The organism is Actinosynnema sp. CS-041913 (assembly GCF_050942485.1).
Classification (GTDB): Bacteria; Actinomycetota; Actinomycetes; order Mycobacteriales; family Pseudonocardiaceae; genus Actinosynnema.
This window is the reverse complement of sequence record NZ_CP192037.1, coordinates 1,162,526-1,181,168: the sequence shown is the minus strand read 5'-3', so window position 1 is coordinate 1,181,168 and position 18,643 is coordinate 1,162,526. Positions and strand designations below refer to the sequence as shown.

Annotated in this window: 19 protein-coding genes and 1 tRNA gene; 8 read left to right on the top strand and 12 right to left on the bottom strand. The window is 67.8% G+C overall.

Annotation, left to right across the window (positions count from 1 at the left end; genetic code table 11):
- Positions 1–167: 167 nt before the first annotated feature.
- Both ACQPZF_RS05875 and ACQPZF_RS05870 read right to left on the bottom strand, forming a co-directional pair.
- Complete coding sequence (locus tag ACQPZF_RS05875; RefSeq protein WP_433269051.1) at positions 168–599, bottom strand: PPOX class F420-dependent oxidoreductase; 432 nt, start codon at positions 597–599, stop codon at positions 168–170.
- 52 nt (positions 600–651) lie between these two features.
- Complete coding sequence (locus tag ACQPZF_RS05870) at positions 652–1,335, bottom strand: TetR/AcrR family transcriptional regulator (RefSeq protein WP_433269049.1); 684 nt, start codon at positions 1,333–1,335, stop codon at positions 652–654.
- A 99-nt stretch (positions 1,336–1,434) separates the two neighbouring features.
- Between ACQPZF_RS05870 and ACQPZF_RS05865 the strand changes: the two genes are divergently transcribed.
- The gene (locus tag ACQPZF_RS05865; RefSeq protein ID WP_433269048.1) at positions 1,435–1,794 is read left to right on the top strand and encodes a hypothetical protein; all 360 of its coding nucleotides are present in this window, start codon (positions 1,435–1,437) and stop codon (positions 1,792–1,794) included.
- Positions 1,795–1,811: 17 nt separating this feature from the next.
- Here the strand turns inward: ACQPZF_RS05865 and ACQPZF_RS05860 are convergent, their stop codons facing one another.
- The gene (locus ACQPZF_RS05860; RefSeq protein WP_433269046.1) at positions 1,812–2,207 is read right to left on the bottom strand and encodes a hypothetical protein; all 396 of its coding nucleotides are present in this window, start codon (positions 2,205–2,207) and stop codon (positions 1,812–1,814) included.
- A 164-nt stretch (positions 2,208–2,371) separates the two neighbouring features.
- Here ACQPZF_RS05860 and ACQPZF_RS05855 point away from each other — a divergent pair, with 164 nt between their 5' ends.
- Positions 2,372–3,190, top strand: a complete 819-nt coding sequence (locus tag ACQPZF_RS05855) for a lipase family protein (protein ID WP_433269044.1) — start codon at positions 2,372–2,374, stop codon at positions 3,188–3,190.
- A 138-nt stretch (positions 3,191–3,328) separates the two neighbouring features.
- Here the strand turns inward: ACQPZF_RS05855 and ACQPZF_RS05850 are convergent, their stop codons facing one another.
- Positions 3,329–3,916, bottom strand: coding sequence for a hypothetical protein (locus ACQPZF_RS05850; protein ID WP_433269042.1), 588 nt, complete (start codon positions 3,914–3,916; stop codon positions 3,329–3,331).
- Between the two features lie 163 nt (positions 3,917–4,079).
- On the bottom strand, positions 4,080–4,763 hold the full coding sequence (locus ACQPZF_RS05845; protein WP_433269040.1) for a helix-turn-helix domain-containing protein: 684 nt from the start codon (positions 4,761–4,763) through the stop codon (positions 4,080–4,082).
- A 1,028-nt stretch (positions 4,764–5,791) separates the two neighbouring features.
- Between ACQPZF_RS05845 and gdhA the strand changes: the two genes are divergently transcribed.
- The 5 genes from gdhA (at position 5,792) to ACQPZF_RS05820 (ending at position 13,728) form a co-directional block, all read left to right on the top strand.
- Positions 5,792–7,129, top strand: coding sequence for an NADP-specific glutamate dehydrogenase (gene gdhA, locus ACQPZF_RS05840; protein ID WP_433274444.1), 1,338 nt, complete (start codon positions 5,792–5,794; stop codon positions 7,127–7,129).
- 219 nt (positions 7,130–7,348) lie between these two features.
- Complete coding sequence (locus ACQPZF_RS05835; RefSeq protein ID WP_433269038.1) at positions 7,349–7,495, top strand: hypothetical protein; 147 nt, start codon at positions 7,349–7,351, stop codon at positions 7,493–7,495.
- Positions 7,492–8,652: a hypothetical protein gene (locus ACQPZF_RS05830; protein WP_433269036.1), complete on the top strand. Its 1,161-nt coding sequence runs from the start codon at positions 7,492–7,494 to the stop codon at positions 8,650–8,652. Before ACQPZF_RS05835 ends, ACQPZF_RS05830 begins: the two co-directional genes overlap by 4 nt.
- Positions 8,653–9,643: 991 nt before the next feature.
- The gene (locus ACQPZF_RS05825; RefSeq protein ID WP_433269034.1) at positions 9,644–11,134 is read left to right on the top strand and encodes a hypothetical protein; all 1,491 of its coding nucleotides are present in this window, start codon (positions 9,644–9,646) and stop codon (positions 11,132–11,134) included.
- Positions 11,131–13,728 carry a hypothetical protein gene (locus ACQPZF_RS05820; RefSeq protein WP_433269032.1) on the top strand — a complete coding sequence of 866 codons (2,598 nt, stop codon included), beginning with the start codon at positions 11,131–11,133 and terminating at the stop codon, positions 13,726–13,728. The genes ACQPZF_RS05825 and ACQPZF_RS05820 overlap by 4 nt, the downstream gene beginning before the upstream one ends.
- A 30-nt stretch (positions 13,729–13,758) precedes the next feature.
- Here ACQPZF_RS05820 and ACQPZF_RS05815 read toward each other — a convergent pair whose 3' ends face one another.
- From ACQPZF_RS05815 to ACQPZF_RS05790, 6 genes are all read right to left on the bottom strand, one after another.
- Positions 13,759–13,938 carry a hypothetical protein gene (locus ACQPZF_RS05815; protein WP_433269030.1) on the bottom strand — a complete coding sequence of 60 codons (180 nt, stop codon included), beginning with the start codon at positions 13,936–13,938 and terminating at the stop codon, positions 13,759–13,761.
- Positions 13,939–14,279: 341 nt separating this feature from the next.
- Complete coding sequence (locus tag ACQPZF_RS05810) at positions 14,280–14,603, bottom strand: hypothetical protein (RefSeq protein WP_433269028.1); 324 nt, start codon at positions 14,601–14,603, stop codon at positions 14,280–14,282.
- Positions 14,604–14,619: 16 nt separating this feature from the next.
- The gene (locus ACQPZF_RS05805; protein WP_433269026.1) at positions 14,620–15,030 is read right to left on the bottom strand and encodes a YbaB/EbfC family nucleoid-associated protein; all 411 of its coding nucleotides are present in this window, start codon (positions 15,028–15,030) and stop codon (positions 14,620–14,622) included.
- A gap of 8 nt (positions 15,031–15,038) precedes the next feature.
- Complete coding sequence (locus ACQPZF_RS05800; RefSeq protein WP_433269024.1) at positions 15,039–15,692, bottom strand: hypothetical protein; 654 nt, start codon at positions 15,690–15,692, stop codon at positions 15,039–15,041.
- Between the two features lie 16 nt (positions 15,693–15,708).
- The gene (locus ACQPZF_RS05795) at positions 15,709–15,951 is read right to left on the bottom strand and encodes a hypothetical protein (RefSeq protein WP_433269023.1); all 243 of its coding nucleotides are present in this window, start codon (positions 15,949–15,951) and stop codon (positions 15,709–15,711) included.
- A 408-nt stretch (positions 15,952–16,359) separates the two neighbouring features.
- Positions 16,360–16,432 (bottom strand) — tRNA-Ala (locus ACQPZF_RS05790).
- 121 nt (positions 16,433–16,553) lie between these two features.
- On the opposite strand from ACQPZF_RS05790, the gene ACQPZF_RS05785 reads away from it, so the two are divergent.
- A complete protein-coding gene (locus ACQPZF_RS05785; RefSeq protein WP_433269021.1) occupies positions 16,554–17,846 on the top strand; it encodes a phenylacetate--CoA ligase family protein in 1,293 nt (430 codons plus the stop codon).
- On the opposite strand, the gene ACQPZF_RS05780 is transcribed toward ACQPZF_RS05785, so the two are convergent.
- Positions 17,839–18,621: a DsbA family protein gene (locus ACQPZF_RS05780; protein WP_433269019.1), complete on the bottom strand. Its 783-nt coding sequence runs from the start codon at positions 18,619–18,621 to the stop codon at positions 17,839–17,841. The two genes, ACQPZF_RS05785 and ACQPZF_RS05780, sit on opposite strands and share 8 nt — an antisense overlap.
- Positions 18,622–18,643: the final 22 nt, after the last annotated feature.

The following is an 18,643-nucleotide window of genomic DNA, read 5'->3' as shown; positions in this document are numbered from 1 at the left end:
GGGTTCGACGGCCACTCCCCCGACAACGGGAGAGGTCCACCGTGGCACAGGTGGCCCGCCGCGCAGAACGACCCGCGGACACCTCCACACGTTCGTGCCGCACGTTCACCGAGAAGAGACCCGTTCCCTCGCGCTCGTCACCGCGCGAAGCGATGAGCGTGCGGCGGTCAGCGGAGGTTGGCGCCGTACACCTTGTCGACCGTCATCGTGATCAGCACCCTGCGGTCGGACACCATGACCGACCGGTACTCGTCCCAGTCCGGGTGCTCGCCGGCGGCGGCGCGGTAGTAGTCCACCAGCGCCTCGACCTCGGGACCGTGCGGGTCGGCGCCCGGCCCGACGAGCGCGACCGTGCCCTCGGCGGTGGCCCACGCCCAGCCGTCCGTGCTGGTCACCTCCAACGCGGCCCGGGGATCCCGGCGCAGGTTCGCGATCTTGGCGGTCCGCTCGGTGGTCGAGATCCGGATGACACCGGCGGCCCGGTCGTATGACGGCTGGACCGGGGAGAGCTGGGGACGGCCGTCGGCCTTGATCGTCGCGAGCACGCCGAGCCGGCTCTGCGCGAGCAGCACGTGCGGGTCGAAGAGTGTGTCCGTCATGTCGGTGCCAACCCGCGACCGGATGCCGCGTATTCCGGCTCACACCACGACGTCACCGTGCGCCGGAGTTCGCCGCCGGGTGGACGACGTCGTGCAGCCTGAGCGGGACGGGCGGCGGCAGGGGCTCGGCCTGGTCCGCGCGGAAGGCGGTCAGCAGGTACGCGACGAGTCGGCGCGAGGCGGCCACGGCGGCTTCGGCGGAGTCGGCGACGATGCCGCCGTTGGCCATCAGCAGCAGCGTGAGGTCGTCGAGCGCGAAGTCGGCCCGGAGCCGGCCGGCCTCCTTGGCGCGCCGCGTCAGTTCGGCGAAGCCGTGCAGGGCGCGGACGCGTTCCCGGTCGATGTCCAGCGCGTCGGGGAAGGCCGCGGTGAACGCCGTCGTGAAGCCCCGGTCGACGGCCTGCATGGCGCAGACCCGCTCGATGACGGTGCGGAACCCGCGCCACGGGTCGGGATCGGCCAACGCGTCGTCCACGACCGACACGCAGGTCGCGAACTGCTCGGCGAAGACCTCGGTGACCAGCGACCCCTTGGTGGGGAAGCGGCGGTAGAGCGTCGCGACCCCGACCCCGGCACGCCGGGCGATCGCGGTCATCGGCACGTCGAGCCCGCGTTCGGCGAACAGCTCGCGGGCGACTTCGATGATCCGGTCGCGGTTGTGCCGCGCGTCGGCGCGCAGCCCCACCGGTCCGCCGGCGAGCGAACCGGTCGACAGGCGAGAGTCCGCGGCGCTCATGTCTCTCACTTTAACTCAAGCGGAGGGGTCGCTCCGCTTACCGCACTACCGTGGCCGGTACCGCCCACCCGCCGATACCGCGGCTCGCGACCAGTGGAGATGACCTTGAACTACCGGGGACCATTGCCGAAGCGGGCGATCGGCCGCGTCAACGCCTGGCTGACCGCACTCCGTTCGTCGGCCCGATGGGGCCCGATGCTCCGCAGGCACCTGACGATCGTCACCTACACCGGACGGCGTTCGGGACGCACCTTCAGCACGCTCATCGGCTACCGCAGGCAGGGCGACATCGTCACGATCACCGTCCGCATGCCCGACGCCAAGACGTGGTGGCGCAACTTCACCGGCGCGGGCGGCCCGCTGTCACTCGACCTGGACGGCGCCGCCCGCACCGGTCATGCGGTCGCCCGACGGGAGAAGGGCCACGTCATCATCACCGTGCGACTCGACCGGCGGTAGCACCCGGGCCGGCCGGGTCACAGCGCGGGAACGAGGCTGATCTTCCACCGATCACCCGAGCTGCCGATGCGCTGCCGGTACTCGATCGTGCGGCCGTCGCCGGTCGCCACGCGCACCGACACCGAAGGCGGTTGGCCCCCGTCGAGAGCGACGCTGATTTCCGAGGCGTCGACCCGTGAGAGTTCTTCGAGGTACCCCTCCGCGAACGCCGCTTGTTCGGAGAAGGGCAGGTCGATCATCCGCCCGAGGGTTTCCGCGTCCCGGTCGCGCAGAGAGCGCTCGAAGGTCTCGGCGAGTTCGTGCGGACTGGCCGCACCGGGGTCCGGTGCACGACCGGTCGAGATCGTGAGGAACGTCAGCCAACCGACGACCAGCACAACGGACACGTAAACCAGCGTGCGTCGCCGCAGCATGCCACCACCCCTCCGACCGCACGAATCACCACCCGTACGTGAGGACCACCTCACGAGTTCACCGCACGACAGGGTGACACGTCCCGATCCGGGAGGCACCGCGCACACCCACGCCGCTAGAACCGAAGCCGGAGTTGTCCTCGTGCGAAGACAGGGAGGCCACGATGCCCGTCCAGACGCTCGACCACAGCGCCACCGGCTACAGCGTCCGGCAGGCGTATTGGATGGCCGAGGCGGCCAAGCTCGCCTACCAGTCACCGGAGACGATCGAGAAGACCGCTCAGAACTGGGGATTCGACCGCGTCCGACACCACGAGACGACGTTCCGCCCGCCGTTCCCGCTGGAGGACACGCAGGCCTACACCGCGGCCTGCGACCGGATGATCGTCACCGCGTTCCGCGGCACCGAGCCGAAGAAGATCCAGGACTGGCTGTCCGACGGCACGACCCCGCCGTGGCCCGGCCCGGCGAACAAGGGCTTCGTCCACTACGGCTTCGGCGAAGCCCTCCAGTCGATCTACCCGCAGGTGCGCGACGCCATCCTGGAGTTCCGCGACAACGACCAGACGATCTGGTTCACCGGTCACAGCCTCGGCGGAGCACTCGCCGCCCTGGCCGCGATGCGGCTGCACTTCGAGGAACCCCGCCTGCTGGCGGACGGCGTCTACACGTTCGGCCAGCCCCGGGTATGCGACCGCACCCTCGCCGAGGCCCACGACGAGGCCTTCCGCGACCGCACACACCGCTTCGTCAACAACAACGACATCGTTCCCCAGGTCCCGCCCGCACCGGCGTTCCACCACATCGAAGCGGCGCACTACATCGACTCGAACGGCAAGATCCGCGACCGCATGTCCGCCATCGGCAGCCTCACCGACCGCGCCAAAGGCCTGACCGCCGACGCGTTCGCCCCTGCCGGCGACGGCATCCGAGACCACGTGATGAACCGCTACGTCGAAGCCCTGAAGAACAACGCCGGCTGACCACGACCCCGCACGAATCACGGGGTCGACACCGGCCATGAACGGTCGTCGGCCGCGCACATCGCGCGGCCGACACGTCATCCGCCTATCCGGGACGAGTCGGTTCGAAGCCTCCCTCCGCGAATCGGAACCAACAGGTCAGAACCAGAGCCAGACGGGAATGGCCCAACTCCGCGGACAGTTGTGGCCGGTGATCGGGGAGTAGTGGCAGCCTTCGACCCGGAACTGGTACGAGTGGCCCGGGGTGACGAAATCCTGACCGAAGCCGTAGTACCCGGCGGTGTTGCCGCACTCGGTGCCGCCTGTGTAGCAGTCCCACTGCCCGAGGTTGGCTCTGTCGTCGATGTCGAGTCGGACCAGCCACTTGTTGTAGGAATCCGGGTCGGTCGTGCCCCACTGGAAGTCGAGCCGGAAGCGGTTGCCCTGCTCCCCGAACCTCGTCCACCACCCGGAGACGATCATCCCTCGACCCTGGCTCGGCGACCACACCATCTGGCCGCGTTCGAAGTTCTGGTACAGACCGTTGTAGGTCGGGGCCAGCGGCGAGATCGCGCAGCCGTAGGCCCACGTCTTCTGCTGCCACCGGCTGAGGAACAGGTTGTCGATGCTCACACAGGAACTGTCGGGCGACGAGGCCTGGGCAATGGCCGCTCCAGGAACCACCGATCCGGTGATCAGCAGCAAGGTGGCCGCGATCACGCCCAACGCGGTGCGGATTCTGCGCATGCGAATTCCTCTCGTCGGCGCCGAATCCAGGACGCGGCACGTCGGGATCCGGCGGTCGATACGGTCCGCGCCATCGTCTCGTCGGATATCTCCGGTGTCTTCTTCCGGTTCGCTGAGCGGACCGCGGCCGGTGAATCGGGCCGCCGGGACAACGATTGGCAGATCAGGGTTGCACTGCTTGGATCACGTCGACCGTACTGGTCAAAATGGTGGCCAACCGCAGCAGTGGGTAGCCGGCGTCGACCATCGCATAGAGCGCGGCGACAGGAGTGTCGCTATCGAAGGTGAACGACACCGCCGCACAGCACACCCCGGCGACGACTTCCTCCCGGTCGAACACCACGTCCCCTCTGCCGGGCTGCGGAGACCCGTCGGCGATCATTTCCGAGCCGCGCGCCCGGGTGGGGTTCGTCGGCGGCGTCAGCACGGCCCGACCAGCAGCGGACCTCTTGTACCAGGCAGTCCCGGACGGCGCAGGCAGTGGTGTGGTCAGCCTCCCCGGAACCCTGCCGATCAGGACCGGCCGACTGCGGGAGGGCACGACCAGACCGACGGTGGCGCCGGTCAGCCGAGCCATGGACCGCATCGGACCGAGGGCCACCCGAAGAAGGTTTTGGTGAGGCCGCCACGCCTGACTCCACATCGGGATGGACAGACCGATGTGGTAGTTCCGCCCGCACTTCTCCACGACACCCTGTGCGGTCAATTGCTCCAACAACCGGTAGGCAGTCGCCTTGGGCAACCCGGTTTCCGCAGCCAGCCGGGTCAGCCCCAGCTCACCCGTCTCAGACAACGCGTCCAGCAGGGCGAACGCCCCGTCGAGAACCCCGCGCCGGCCGCCGGTCATAGCAGCCTCCTCCCGTGGAACGGCCCCACCTCCGGCCGCCTGCTCCGGGTTGACGGAGATCGCACCCACGGGATGGTGGACCAGGTCGGCCACGCCGGGGACAAGCCGGTACCCAGGGACGCATTCCATTCAACCGATGCAATACTTCGCCGAACCGGACTTTCCGCTTCCCAGCGTCACCGGTGCCGAGTCACCTCGCAACGGCCAAAAGCACGCACTCATCGCCCCCGATCAGTACCGCCCATCCGACGGGTCAGGGAGAAATCGTCGCCAACGATTGCGAATCCATCTCGAACACGTTCAGGGTTCGCATCGAAAAACCGAATACAGCGGGTTCGCGGGGCCGACCGACCCGGGTCCGCGTCGGCGCCGCCGGCCGTCCGGCGACACCAGCGCGGACGATCGCGGCGTGGAATTTCGCCGGCGCCGCGCAGGTCGCCGACCGTACTCGCAGCGCGCCGAGTACGGCGCCGTCACGCTCACGATTTCCCATGACTCGCCGCCGCGAATACCGCTCCGCCACCACCTCAGCCAGCTCCAATTGTCCCGGGGGGGTGACGGCCCCTCGACGCGCCGCAGCCTCACTTGCGCCGGCGCCGGCGGCGATGACGAGTCCCACTCCCATCCGGCGCCGCCGCCCGAACGTTCCCGATCGACCACCGACAACGTACATTCAGAACCGACGACGAACACCCTTTCACCCGCGTCATGCCCCTACGGCCACGCTGAAATGCCCTGTCGACGTAGACCGGAGTCAAGACCACCCCCCATTTCCGAGAAGCTCGGCTGTTGTGCTTTTCGTCGTGTCGACCGTGAATACCGGCGTCGGTCGGCGGACCCGTGTTGCGCTGACTTCACCCCTAAGTGGTGACGTGGGCACTTTGTGTTACCGCGAAGCACTCCGGGTGATCGGACTCACCGCTGCCCGTCGGCCCGATGGCACCCAACATGGGATGGAATGCGTCGGGTAGGGGTGGACACCCCGGCGTGACGATGACAGGTGATCGAGGAGTGCGCGCGTGTCGGTCCTGGACGAGAAGTTGGGTGCCATCTACGACGAGGTGCTGCGCCGGAACCCCGGCGAAGAGGAGTTCCACCAAGCGGTGCGCGACGTGCTGGACAGCCTCGGCCCGGTGGTGGCCAAGCACCCGGAGTACACCGACGCGGCGGTGATCCGCCGGTTGTGCGAGCCCGAGCGGCAGATCATCTTCCGCGTCCCGTGGGTCGACGACTCGGGTGCGGTGCGGATCAACCGGGGTTTCCGGGTCGAGTTCAACTCCGCCCTCGGGCCCTACAAGGGGGGTCTGCGGTTTCACCCGACCGTGTACCTGGGAATCGTCAAGTTCCTCGGTTTCGAGCAGATCTTCAAGAACTCGCTCACCGGCATGCCCATCGGGGGCGGCAAGGGCGGGTCGGACTTCGACCCCAAGGGCCGCTCCGACGGCGAGGTCATGCGCTTCTGCCAGGCGTTCATGACGGAGCTGTACCGGCACCTCGGCGAGCACACCGACGTGCCCGCCGGCGACATCGGGGTCGGCGGCCGTGAGATCGGCTACCTGTTCGGCCAGTACAAGCGCATCACCAACCGCTACGAGTCCGGCGTGCTCACCGGCAAGGGGCTGACCTGGGGCGGTTCGCAGGTGCGGACGGAGGCGACCGGCTACGGCACGGTGTTCTTCGTCGAAGAGATGCTGAAGGTCCGCGGCGGCTCGTTCGACGGCAAGAAGGTGGTGGTCTCCGGGTCCGGGAACGTCGCCATCTACGCGGCGGAGAAGGTCCGGCGGCTCGGTGGCACGGTGATCGCCTGCTCGGACTCCAACGGCTACGTGGTCGACGAGCGGGGCATCGACCTCGACCTGCTCAAGGACGTCAAGGAGAAGCGCCGGGCCCGCATCTCGGCCTACGCCGAGACCCGCTCCGAGGCCCGGTACGTCGAGGGCGGCTCCGTGTGGGACGTCCCGTGCGACATCGCGCTGCCCTGCGCGACGCAGAACGAGCTGAACGGGCATGACGCCGCCACACTGATCGGAAACGGGTGCGCCATCGTCGCCGAGGGCGCGAACATGCCGTGCACCCCGGACGCCGTCCGACTGTTCACCGACGCCGGAGTCCTCTTCGCCCCGGGCAAGGCAGCCAACGCGGGCGGCGTGGCCACCAGCGCTCTGGAAATGCAACAGAACGCGTCCCGCGACTCCTGGAGCTTCGACCACACCGAACGACGCCTCGCAGACATCATGCACGGCATCCACGACCGCTGCCTGGAGGCGGCGGACCTGTACGGCAAGCCCGGGAACTACCTGGCCGGCGCGAACATCGCCGGCTTCATCCAGGTCGCCGACGCAATGCTCGCCCTCGGCGTGATCTGATCCGCGCAGGCGGGCCAGGCCCCGATCCGTCGTTCAGCCCGGTGTGACGGGGTGCCGATCGCCCGCCGGGTGAGTATGCGACGGTGCCCTGTTCGCCCCGGATGACGCAGCTACTGGGCCACCGTCCACCGGCCGGGCGTTACCCTCTCACCTCGACTCGGCCGCATCGGAAGGTGATTCGGCCCGTACAGAGCGACTCCGACCCGAAGGGTGCGACGAGTGGCGAAGCCCGCAGGGCGCGTGATTGGTCGGTGGCGGATCGTGGAGATGGACACGCTCACCGGGCACCTGTTCCTCCACCTGGGAGAGGACTCGGGCTTCCGCGCGACGCCGTTCCCCGGAACCAGAGCACGAGGCGAGCGTTGAGCGAGTACCAGTACTACGAATTCGTCGCGCAGGACCAGCCGCTCGACGCGAAGGCGCAAGCCGAGGTCCGCGCCCTGTCCACCCGCGCGCGGATCACCGCCACCGGCTTCGTCAACGAGTACGAGTGGGGCGACTTCCGCGGCGACCCGAACCGGCTGGTGGAACGCCACTACGACGCGCACCTCTACCTCGCCAACTGGGGCACCCGACGTCTCCTGCTGCGCCTGCCGCGCAGTGTGCTCGACCTGGACGCGGTCGAGCCCTATCTCGTCGACGAGCAGGTCGAAGCTTGGACGACAGACACCCACCTCATCGTCGACCTGCGCAACCACGACGAGACCGGCGACTGGGACTACGAGCCGGAGGGAGCGCTGTCCGCCATCGTCAGCGTCCGGAACGAACTCGCCGCCGGCGACCACCGCGCGCTGTACCTGGCATGGCTGGCCGGGTACGGCACCTGGGAACGCGACGAGGACGCCTTCGACCGCGACACCGACGACGACCCGGAACCACCGGTACCCGCCGGACTGCAAACACTCACCGCAGCACAGCGCGCCCTGGCCGACTTCCTCCGCCTCGACGACGACCTGCTCACGATCGCAGCCGAAGCGAGCGCACCACTCGACGAGACCACCGACGACCCCGAACAGCTCGCGGCCTGGGTGACGGCACTGCCCGACGCAGAAAAGGACCATCTACTGCTGCGCGTCATCCAGGACCAGGCCGCAACCGTTCGGATGGAACTGCTGCACCGATTCCGCGACCACACCACCCCGCCCGCCACCGCACCGCAGCAGCGCACCGTAGGCGAACTCCTGGACGAGACAGCACGCAGGCGCGCCGAAAGGCAGCAGCAGGAAGAGGCGAAGCGCGTTGAGGAGGAAGCCCGTCGCGAGCGCGATCGAGCCCTCGCCCACCAGCAGCGGCTGGACGAACTGGCGCAGGACGAACAAGCCGCGTGGGCACGCGTCGACGCTCTGATCGCCACCCGCAAACCCGCCGATTACGACGCCGCCGTCGCACTCCTCGTAGACCTGCAAACCCTGGCCAACCGCGAAAACCGACCGCACGACTTCACCCGGCGCCACGCGGCCCTCCGACAGGCGCACAAGAACAAACCCAGCCTCATCGCCCGCCTGGCACACGTCAACCTGTAACCGGGCCAGCCCGTCACCGGGCCAGCCGTCCCGACGCCGGACGCCACCGCCAGCGGGATGAGCGCGGCGTCGCGGCGTGCTCGCCGACCCGTCCGCCGCGTCGTGGTGCGCGGCGACCACTGTCGTCCCCACGGCCAGCACGAGCCGATGTCTCCCGAGGAGGTACGGCTCGGCGGCACCCAACCTGGCGGGCAAGGTCGGCGACAACACCTGGCGCAGACCAACGCAGCGGTAGCAGCAGACTGGTCGCCCAGATCGGGCACCAACCGCCCGCCGACCGCCACACAGAACCGTCATCGAGTCGGCAACTCAGCCCGACCATCAACAGCAGGTGCGGAATAATGATCGTCCATCGATCACATAGACGCAGGTCAACAGACGATTCGGACGGACTTCCCACTTGCATTGCCGCGAGGACTCGAACCCTTGACCCTCCGTCGGGTAAGCGGGATTCGTAGTCCGCTGTGCGGTCTCGACCGATGACCGCGATGTCGCCGTTGGCCAACTCCCAGATGTCCGGACACAGGGGTCATCGTTCGTGACGCCCAACTGCGCCGCTGACCTGCCAAGACGTTTGGCGAAGTGCGTGACGGGGTCGGCTTCCCGAAGGCGATTCATGAAATCCCCTTGCACTCGACGTGATCCCGGGAGTACTGCTTAGCGACACCCTGCCCGGATAGCTCCGCCCACTTGGCAACCGATGCTAGTGAGCACCACACCAGTCCGCACAAATGCGAACTCAACACCTATTCCATTGAAGATGTGACCGCCGCACGGGTACGACTGGAGCACGTAACCGACCGGCGTTGTTCACATCGGGCGCATCTGCCGACTCCCACCCCTCCATCTGGGCGGTACACCTCTGGACAACGCACCACCTGTGTCGGTCGCACCGAGGGATGCCGCACCTTCCTGGCCGTGGTGAAACGAAGACGCGGTCACAACGATCATCACGAGGTGCGCGGTATTGAGTTCGGTCCGGTGGAGCACTGTGATCCCCACTGAAGTCGACGGGCCCCGGTGGTGCGAGCCCGGCCTCGACCGGCGCGGTGGCCGCTACCCGCTGTCGGTCGAAGCGCCGGTGACGAGCATGGTGGACACGCTGGTGCCCGGTGTGTCCACGCTGACCAGACTGGCCCGCTATTACTCCTTGTACTGGGCGCTGGGCGACCACGCGGAGGAACACGACCTCGACGCTGCGGTGTGTCAGACGCTGGTACGCCGTACCGAGGTCGGTCTGGCTCTCATATCCATAACCCATGACCGGGATCTGTTCGCGCACGGCACCGATACCGTCAAAGCACTGTTACGCAAAGGCTCCGCCAACGGTCTGGCGGAGCCTGGGCGTTCTTCGTACTCGCCTCGTTCCTGGGGGTTCTGGTCGCAGTACAACGGTCCGAGCATGGCCATGGGCACCGTCACCGTCGAGGCTGGTGCACTTCGGGCCGGCAAGCACGGGTGTCCCGCCTCGGTGCGCCTGATGTTCCGGCCGCTCATCGACCTCGCGACACGTGATGAGATGGGCGATGTCGACCGGGTTGCCGCGCTGGCTATGGAGGCTCCGGACACTCCCGACCTGCCGCCGTTGCGCGATCTCTTCGCCGCGACTCGCGACGGGCGCCACCTGCCGGAGGAGTGGAGCGGTGACGACCACACACGGCGAGCCACACTGCGTTTCCTGGCACGAGCGGTTCAGCGCAAGCCCGGCAAGGCGCACGTGGACGCATTCCGGCACTACCTGGCCTATGGCGACACTCTTGACACCGATCCGGTCCTGATCGGCGACGGGCGAGCGCGGGCGTGGCGCGGTGTGCTGCTCCGGCACCACTCGGTGGGCGCGTGGCGCCGCATGTGGGCGGCACTCGTCCAGCAGGTGCTCGACAAGAGTGGAACCGCGACCAAGGACGACCTCCACGAGTGGATCAGTTCCGAGGTATCCGACGTAACCGTTCGCGAGTTCGCCCGGTCCCTGCCGCCGGATGTAGATCGGAAGGGGTACCCGCTGCCCGCTGAGGAGCCTTTCCTCGGTGAGCCGTTCTCCCCGGAGGCCGACCTGGCCGTGCTGCTGCTCGGCGCACGGCGCCTTGAGCACCTGGAGGATCGCAGCCTCGACGCGTTCCTGGGACGTCGCCGCAACTCATCCGGACGCGGCCAGTTCCTGGACCCCAACTGGGTCGCTTTCCGCAGGTCCGAGCACGAGGACCGGCCGCTGCCCGAACTCGCCCGCGCTTTCGTGGACGACATGATCGCGCAGTCCCGCAGGGTCGCGCTGCGCAAGCTGCGGGTCGGTGACGACGGCCGGATGACCGTGTTCAGCAAGTTGCACGAACGCAACGGCCGGTACTTCGCCGAGCAGGCGGAGGGGGCGGGCAACGTGGGCCTGCGTATCCACCAGCTCTCGGCGATGGCCGAACAGCTCGGCCTCTTCACCGCGGACGGGGTTACCCCGCTCTGCACCGAACTGCTGGAGTTGGCCGGATGAGCCGGGCGATTCACGAGTTCCACTCCCCCTTGACCCTGCTGCGCGAATGGCGCGACCGGTCGGACGGTGCTCGCTTGCGCGAAGTCCTCATCACCGGCTTCACGCATGACCTGGTCTTCCTGGAACGCCACTGCGTTCCCACCGCACGTGCCCTGGGCGTCCGCGTCACCGTCCTCGGGGACGCGGGGCAGGCCGTGCACGAACCGGTCGACGTCCGGTACGCGGGTAGGACCTACCAGCACGGCCACGCGGCGTGCGCCGGAGCATTCCACCCCAAGCTGGTCGTCCTGGTCGGCGATGAGGACGTGTGGGCGGCGATCGGCTCGGGCAACCCCACGTGGTCCGGGTGGGGCCACAACCAGGAACTCTGGCTGGTGCTGCGCACGTCGATGCGGCAGGGACCGGCCGCGCAACGCGACCTCGCCGCCTGGTTGGTCGATCTGCCCGAGGTGGTCGCGATGCCCACGTGGATCGCGGACGCGGTCGTCCGAGTGGGCGGCTACGTGGCCCCCGATGAGGTCGACGACTCGCTCCCGGACCTGCGGATCTTCGGCAACCTGCGACAGCCGATCCTCAGCCGGCTGTCGACGGGCCCCGTGGACGCGCTGCGGGTCAGCTCACCGTTCTTCGACCCGCGTGGCGCGGCCCTGCGAGCGCTGGTCGACCGGTTCTCCCCCGACGCACTCGACGTGGCCCTGCAACCGACGTTGTCGCAGTACGACGCCGCTGCCCTGGCACGAGTCGCGGCGACCGTGCCGACGGCCGGCTTCCGGTTGCTCGACGAGAGCCGCACCTATCACGGCAAGCTCGTGGAGTGGGCTGTCGACGGGACCACCACAGCGTTGGTGGGCAGCGCGAACTGCACTGCGGCAGCGCTGCTGAGCACCACCTCGGCAGGCGGCAACTGCGAACTGGTCGCTGTCGCGCCCGTCCTCGACAGCCTGCTGCCGGAGGGCACCGCGGCGACCACGATCCCGCCCAGCCAGGCGCACGCGTCAGCAACGCAACCTCGCCACGCGGTCAAGCTGGTCCTGCTAGGGGCGCGACGCCAAGAACAGAACCTAATCGTGGAGCTGACGACCACCGCCCACGAGCCGGTCACCATCGAATCCTCCCGCGACGGAACCCCAGGGACTTGGACGGCGTTTCACGTCTGGCGCCCAACCGGGGAGACTTCGGCGACCTTGCGGTTCCCGGCGCCAGAACAGCTCGGCGGCGCCGTGCGCGCGTGGGTGGAGGTCTCGGGTGAGCGCGTCGTGTCCTCCGCGGTGTACCTGACAGACCCCGTGCGCTGTCTGCCGCGCGAGGACGAACAGGACCGGCCACGTCTCGTCCGTGACTACGAGCTGGACAAGACCATCACCGACCCGGCGCTGGCCGCCCGCTTCAACGCCGATCTCCTGCGCCTGCTCAGCCAGGTGCCGCAGAGGCCGCCCACAGGTGCTTCTGCTCTGCGAACGCAACCGTCCGCAGTCGAAGTCGCTTCCTCCGAAGACCGCTGGGGTGCGTGGCTGCACCACGTGGAGGGGATGCTCGGTCCTTCACTGACGGGGCTCGTCTTCCCCTCCTCGCCGCGGCTGCCCGACGGCACGGTCACGAGATGGACGGTCGGAGCGGACCCGGATGACACCGAACTCGCCGACGGCGAGGACGAGGACGTCGTGGACACCGAGATCGAGCCTGACTCGGCGCACCAGACCATCCCGCCGTCCGAACACCGCAAGCTGCGAACCTGGGCGACGCGGTGGGTCAAAGCGGTGTCCCGTCCCGCCCGTCCACCGCTGGAACTTCGGATGACCGTCGCCCTCCTCTACCTGGACCTCCTCGCCGCAGGTGTGTGGGGCACGGAGGAGAGCTGGCGGACGGAGGTCCGGGACCTCGTTCACGCCCTGCTACCCGACGAGGACGAGATGGATTCGCTCCCCGGGCGCACCATCTCCTACCAATGCTCGTTGACGGCGGTGTGCCTCGCCCTGCTCTTCCAAGACGCCTCACCGCACGGCGGAGGTGAACGCGACATCATCGCCAAAGCCGCCTGGGCGGCTGCACGCGAGTCAGTGGCGTTCGCCGACCGCCGACTCGCGGTGGACTACCTCCACCGCGCCGTCCAAGCGCACGCCAGGGTGGTGTCGGAATCCGAGGTGGACGAGATCATCCACCTCGCCGAAGCGGTCGTCGACGATCCCCGAGCCGAAGTCCGGGCGGCCTTCGCGCAGGCCGGGCTGCCCGCACGGCTGGTGGACGGTGTCTGGGTGGTGGACGGCGAATTCCGCAACCCGCGACGCACCGCCGCCCACGCGGCGACCGTGGCGGGGAAGCAGTCCGCCGTCCTCGCCCGCAACGCCGGCCGGGCCGCTCTGGTTCTCCGCGATAACGCCACGCTCTACTTCGCCGAGTCCACCGCACCGAGGTGGCGTGTCTACCGGCTCTCGCCACTCGGCACCCCGTTGTCGCTGCTCGGCAACCCGGAAGGGCTCCCACCTGCGGTGAGTCAGCACCCGCTGGACGCCGCTCCACCTCAGGCAAGCCAGCTCGCCGATCGGTTGGAGGTCGACTTGACGCAGCTCGTGGCCGGAGTCCGCACAGTGTCGTAGCCGCCGGCCCGCTGCCGTGAACTCGAACTCCTAATCCGTCGAGAACAAGTCCGGCTGTTCGAGTGCCACGAGTCGTCCGAGCACGTGGATGAGGTCGAGCAGTTCGGTGGTGGCCGACGGCGTCCAGGTGGTCGGGACGATGGCGTCAAGGGTGGCGTCACCTGCCGACAGCCAGGAGGGATGGTCGGTCATCACCAAGGACACGATCACGACGAGGCTCCCAGGGTGGGTTGAGGACCACCCATGATGCCGAGACCACGCCCTCATACCGAGCACCTGGCCGTGGCGGGGCCGATGTGCCGTGATGACGGCGGCGGTTCACCAGCGATTAGGGACTCATCCCGGCGGAACCGCGGTGGCTTGATCCGGTGGCGATGCAGCGCTCACATCAGCCAGCAGCATGTGATGAAAGATCTTTGAAAAGATCTGCATCCGCCAACAAAGTGTGGTCTCGGAGCCGAACGTTGACAGCCGCTACGGCCGTCCAAAAGCACTGAGCAGATCCACCCAGATTGCTTCTCAGTGAACCGCCGAACCAACTGTTCCCGCTGTCAACGCCGTTGGGCAGCACGGGGACGCCGCGCCGTGATGACGACCGTGACGAGGCTGAGCGCCATGCCGATCACGGCGAACACCACGCCGGCGGCAGCCGGCGCGATCGGCAACTCCACGGTCACCTCACCGCTTCGACAAACAACGGCCGGTGTTGTGTCTAGGCGCAGCTCGGCCACCGCCCGGGTCGACGCCAGTTGCCCTGCCGCATCGCCCTCGCACCACTGGTAGGTCGACGCGATCTGGGCGAAACCGAGCGCCGCGACTCCCAGGAGGATCGCGAAGACCAGTGCGCACGACACGGCGAGGCCGCGGTCGGTCATGAGTGGGCGTGACATATCAGCGCAGGTGACTCCGGTTCTCGAACCACTCGTCATCGTCAGGGCGAGGTGCGGTGCGGCGCCGGTCGACCGGCGGCGTCTCGGGAGCAGCGGTGAGGTGCTGTTTCAACGCCAGCGCGTCGTCGAGTTCACGCGCGAGGTCGGCCATGTTGAAGTCGAGCACCTCGGCAGCCCGCTTGGCCGCCTCGTGCGCCGCCATGACCTCCTCGGTCAACCAGGGCTCTCCACCCTCACGAAGGGTGTTCGGGGCGATGTGCACGCGGACGAGCTTGCCCATCATGTCCACCCACACCGTGACCGCACCGCTGGGTGACACACCCTTGTACTGGCTGAACAGTGCTTTCTCCGGGTCGCGCCTGATCTTGGCGAAACGTTCCTGCGCCTGCGCGACCATCTCCTGCGGGTCCACGTCCCCTCCTAGGGCTGGAGCTTGCCCAGTGACTCCATCGCCTTGGCGACGTCCGCAGACGCCTCGGCGCACTTGGCGATTTGCTCGTCGGCCTTGAACTTCTGCGAGTGCCACCACGCGGCCAGGCCCGCCAGGACACCGAGGATGCCCAGGATCAGTCCCACAATGGCGCCGATCCCGGTCAGACCGACGATGATGCCCGCGATGACACCGATGATGCCGAGCACGAACCCGATGGCGCTCCAGATGTTGTTCCACATGTCCGAGGCCTTGAACTCGAAGCCGTCGGCGATGTCGACCAGTGCCTGACCGACGTCGTGGGCGGGCTTGCGCATCTCGCCCAACGCCTGCTTCATCCGGTTGATGCGCTCGGTGTAGGCGTTGCTCGCCTCACCGGTCCACGCCGATGCCTGGTTGGCGGCCGTCTCCAAGCCCTTGACGCAGCCGTCGATCGCTTTGCCGAGCTGATCCGCGCCGTCGGACTGCCCGGTGCCCCACACGTCCCGCCCGATCCGGCGGAACGACTCCGGGTCGATGTCCCGAATGACCCTCAAGGTGGCCGCGATGGACGGCAGACCGGGAGCGTGCCGGGCCGCGAACCCGTCGATCTCCCCCGCGTCCGACAGCAACGAGTCCGTGATCACGGTCTGAAGAAAGCCCACGTGCTCCTCCCCCTGGTCATTCCGGGTAGACCCGGCGCAGCCCTTCACCGATGAGCTTCTCTGCTCCCACGTACTCCTGCTGCGTCCGATGGACGCCGTCGATCGCAGTTTCGATCGTGGTGTGGACCCGGTTGATGAAGTCCTGCACGGCTTGGCCGGCGCGGGCGTAGTCCTGGTCGACGAACTTCGTCAACGCCTGGATCACCCCGTCAACGGTCTCCTCGATGTTCTCGTGCGGGCTCACGGACTGCACCGTCATGCTGCCCTCGAGGCTGGCCTTGGCGCGGAAGTCCTGTAACCCCAGCGCCTCCCCAGCCGCTCTGAGATTGGCCTTCAGCTGCTCGAACTCGCCCGGTTCGAGCGCATAGCCCGACCAGGAGTCCCCATTTCGTCACCCCCTGCGACCATCTCGTGCCGCAATGTAGCAGCAGGCATCAACCGCCACCCTTGAACGAAGAAGCGGCCACCGAAAGGTCGCCAGGTAGATCCACCCGGTCGGGTTAGTGAGACCTGGAGCACACATCTGACAACATTTCGTCCGGAGCGACCGCCTGCTCCAGATTTGCTCCAGCCCGACCACCGCAGTCCACAGTGGACCAAAAAGCAAGATCGCCCACCACCTGCATCACAGCAGGTCAGCGGGCGATTCTCATACCATGTTCACTTGTGGAGCTGAGGGGACTCGAACCCCTGACCCTCACACTGCCAGTGTGATGCGCTACCAGCTGCGCCACAGCCCCGTGCAGTCACGTTCCCCGGTGGTTACCCGCCGTTCTCGCGTGGCAATACCGTACAACATCGGGCCCGACGGATGGAAATCGGGGGTACCGGGGGCACGTTCGGGCTGCTAGACCGGGGTGCATGGGTGTCTCGTCGTTGGTCGAGCCGGATGCCGAGGGTGTCCGGCCGGAGGTTCGTCGGGGTGTGCAGGAACGCCGGTTGCGGGGGCTGGTAGCGCGGCTCTTGGCTGCCGGTGGGGTGCAGGCCGCCCGGTTGCGGGAGGTGGGGGTGGTCGGTGTCGGGGATGTGTCGGTGGACGAGTTGTGGCGGTTGCCGTTTGTGACCAAACAGGATCTTTGGGAGCACTATCCGACCGGGTTTCAGGTCGACGATCGGATTGTCTGCATCCACGGGTCCTCGGGTACCGGGGGGCGGCCTACTTTGGTCCCGTATACGGCGCACGATGTCGATATTTGGGCCTCTGTGATGGCACGCGCACTCGGTGGGGCCGGGGCCACTTCCAGAAGTCTCATCCACAACGCGTACGGGTACGGATTGTTCACCGGCGGGCTCGGTGTTCATCACGGTGGTATGCGGTTGGGGGCTACCGTTCTTCCGCTGTCCGGCGGGATGACCGAGCGGCAGGTTCGGTTGATCGCCGATCTTCGGCCCGATGTGTTGTGCTGCACGCCTTCCTACGCTATCCACCTCGGCGAAGCGTTGCGGCACAACGGCATCGAGCCCAGCTTCACGGTCGGCGTGTTCGGCGCCGAGCCGTGGACGGACGGGATGCGCGAGCAGATCCAGGCGCTGCTGAACCTCACGGCGCTCGACATCTACGGGCTTTCCGAGATCATCGGGCCCGGTGTGGCGTGTGAGTCCCTTGACTCGCAAGGGATGTTGAACGTCGCCGAGGACCACTTCCTGGTGGAAGCCGTTGACCCGGAAGGGAAACCTGTCCCCGACGGGACGCCCGGCGAGCTGGTGTTCACCACGTTGACCAAGACCGGCATGCCGCTGCTCCGCTACCGGACCGGCGACGTGGCGACGTTGGCCCCGCCCGTGCCGGACAGCCCTCGAACCCTGCGCCGGATGAGCAAGGTGTTGGGGCGTCGGGACGACATGCTCATCGTGCGCGGTGTCAACGTGTTCCCCACAGAGATCGAGAGCGTGCTGCTCGCCGATCCGCGGGTCAGCCCGCACTACCTCATCGTGGACGACCGCCGCGCACGCCCCGAGTTGTGGGTGGTCGTCGAAAGCCCACAACCCGAAGGCCTGCACCGGAACCTGACCGAAGCGCTCCGGGAACGCCTCGGCATCACGTGCAAGGTCCTGGTCACCGAGCCCGGAACAGTGCCGCGCACGGAGACCGGCAAGGCACGGCGACTGGCCCGCTGGGACGAGGGCCGACCTCCGATCGCCGGACTCACTTGACCAGGTTGGTCAACCAGTCCTCTTCGCGCACGTCGATCTTCTGGTCGCCCACCGCCACCGACGGCGTGCCCTCGAAGAACGACATCCCGCGCACCTTGTCCAGCTCCGCCTGCGTGTCCTTGTCGTACGTGTCGTTGTCGACGCACGTCTTGAACGCGTCCCCGGTGATGCCCAGGTCGGTCCCGAGCTTCACCAGCTCCTGCTTGGTGTGGCCGGGACCGCCCTCGTCGGGCTGCTTCGCGAACAGCGTCTCGTGGTACTCCCAGAACTTGCCCTGGTCCGCGGCGCACAGGGCGGCGTTCGCCGAGTCCTTCGAGTAGCCCGGCGGGTCGGACAGCCGCACCAGGAACGGCAGCGCGTGGTAGCGCACGCGCAGGGTGCCCTTTTCGATCTCCTGCTTGATCTGGGCCCCGTAGATCTTCTTGAACTGCTTGCACGCCGGGCACAGGAAGTCCTCGTACAGGTCGATCGTGGCCTTCGCGGTGTCCTTGCCGACGACGACCACGGCGCCTTCGCGCTTGATCGGCGCGGACACGCCGGTCACGTCGGGCGGCGGGGACAGCGCGCCGTTCGCGGAGTCCGACTTGGTCCAGATCACGCCGCCGATCACGGCCAGCGCCAGCACGACGACGACCACGACGCCGATCACGACCTTGGACCGGTCGTTCTTCGCGCCTCGTGCGGATGCCACCGCCTTGACCGCCCGCTGCTCCTGCTTCTTCTTCCGAGCGTTGCGCTCCGCGCCACCCACGTCGTCAGCTTCCTTCCCGGTCACCTGGGGCCGCAGGCTACCGAGA

Bases quoted from the DNA above. Each gene is read 5' to 3' on its own strand.
- ACQPZF_RS05865 (WP_433269048.1), top strand. From the start codon at position 1,435: ATGACCTTGAACTACCGGGGACCATTGCCGAAGCGGGCGATCGGCCGC.
- ACQPZF_RS05810 (WP_433269028.1), bottom strand. From the start codon at position 14,603: ATGACCGACCGCGGCCTCGCCGTGTCGTGCGCACTGGTCTTCGCGATC.
- ACQPZF_RS05860 (WP_433269046.1), bottom strand. From the start codon at position 2,207: ATGCTGCGGCGACGCACGCTGGTTTACGTGTCCGTTGTGCTGGTCGTC.
- ACQPZF_RS05875 (WP_433269051.1), bottom strand. From the start codon at position 599: ATGACGGACACACTCTTCGACCCGCACGTGCTGCTCGCGCAGAGCCGG.
- ACQPZF_RS05820 (WP_433269032.1), top strand. From the start codon at position 11,131: ATGAGCCGGGCGATTCACGAGTTCCACTCCCCCTTGACCCTGCTGCGC.
- ACQPZF_RS05795 (WP_433269023.1), bottom strand. From the start codon at position 15,951: ATGACGGTGCAGTCCGTGAGCCCGCACGAGAACATCGAGGAGACCGTT.
- ACQPZF_RS05855 (WP_433269044.1), top strand. From the start codon at position 2,372: ATGCCCGTCCAGACGCTCGACCACAGCGCCACCGGCTACAGCGTCCGG.
- ACQPZF_RS05850 (WP_433269042.1), bottom strand. From the start codon at position 3,916: ATGCGCAGAATCCGCACCGCGTTGGGCGTGATCGCGGCCACCTTGCTG.
- ACQPZF_RS05785 (WP_433269021.1), top strand. From the start codon at position 16,554: ATGGGTGTCTCGTCGTTGGTCGAGCCGGATGCCGAGGGTGTCCGGCCG.
- ACQPZF_RS05845 (WP_433269040.1), bottom strand. From the start codon at position 4,763: ATGACCGGCGGCCGGCGCGGGGTTCTCGACGGGGCGTTCGCCCTGCTG.
- ACQPZF_RS05870 (WP_433269049.1), bottom strand. From the start codon at position 1,335: ATGAGCGCCGCGGACTCTCGCCTGTCGACCGGTTCGCTCGCCGGCGGA.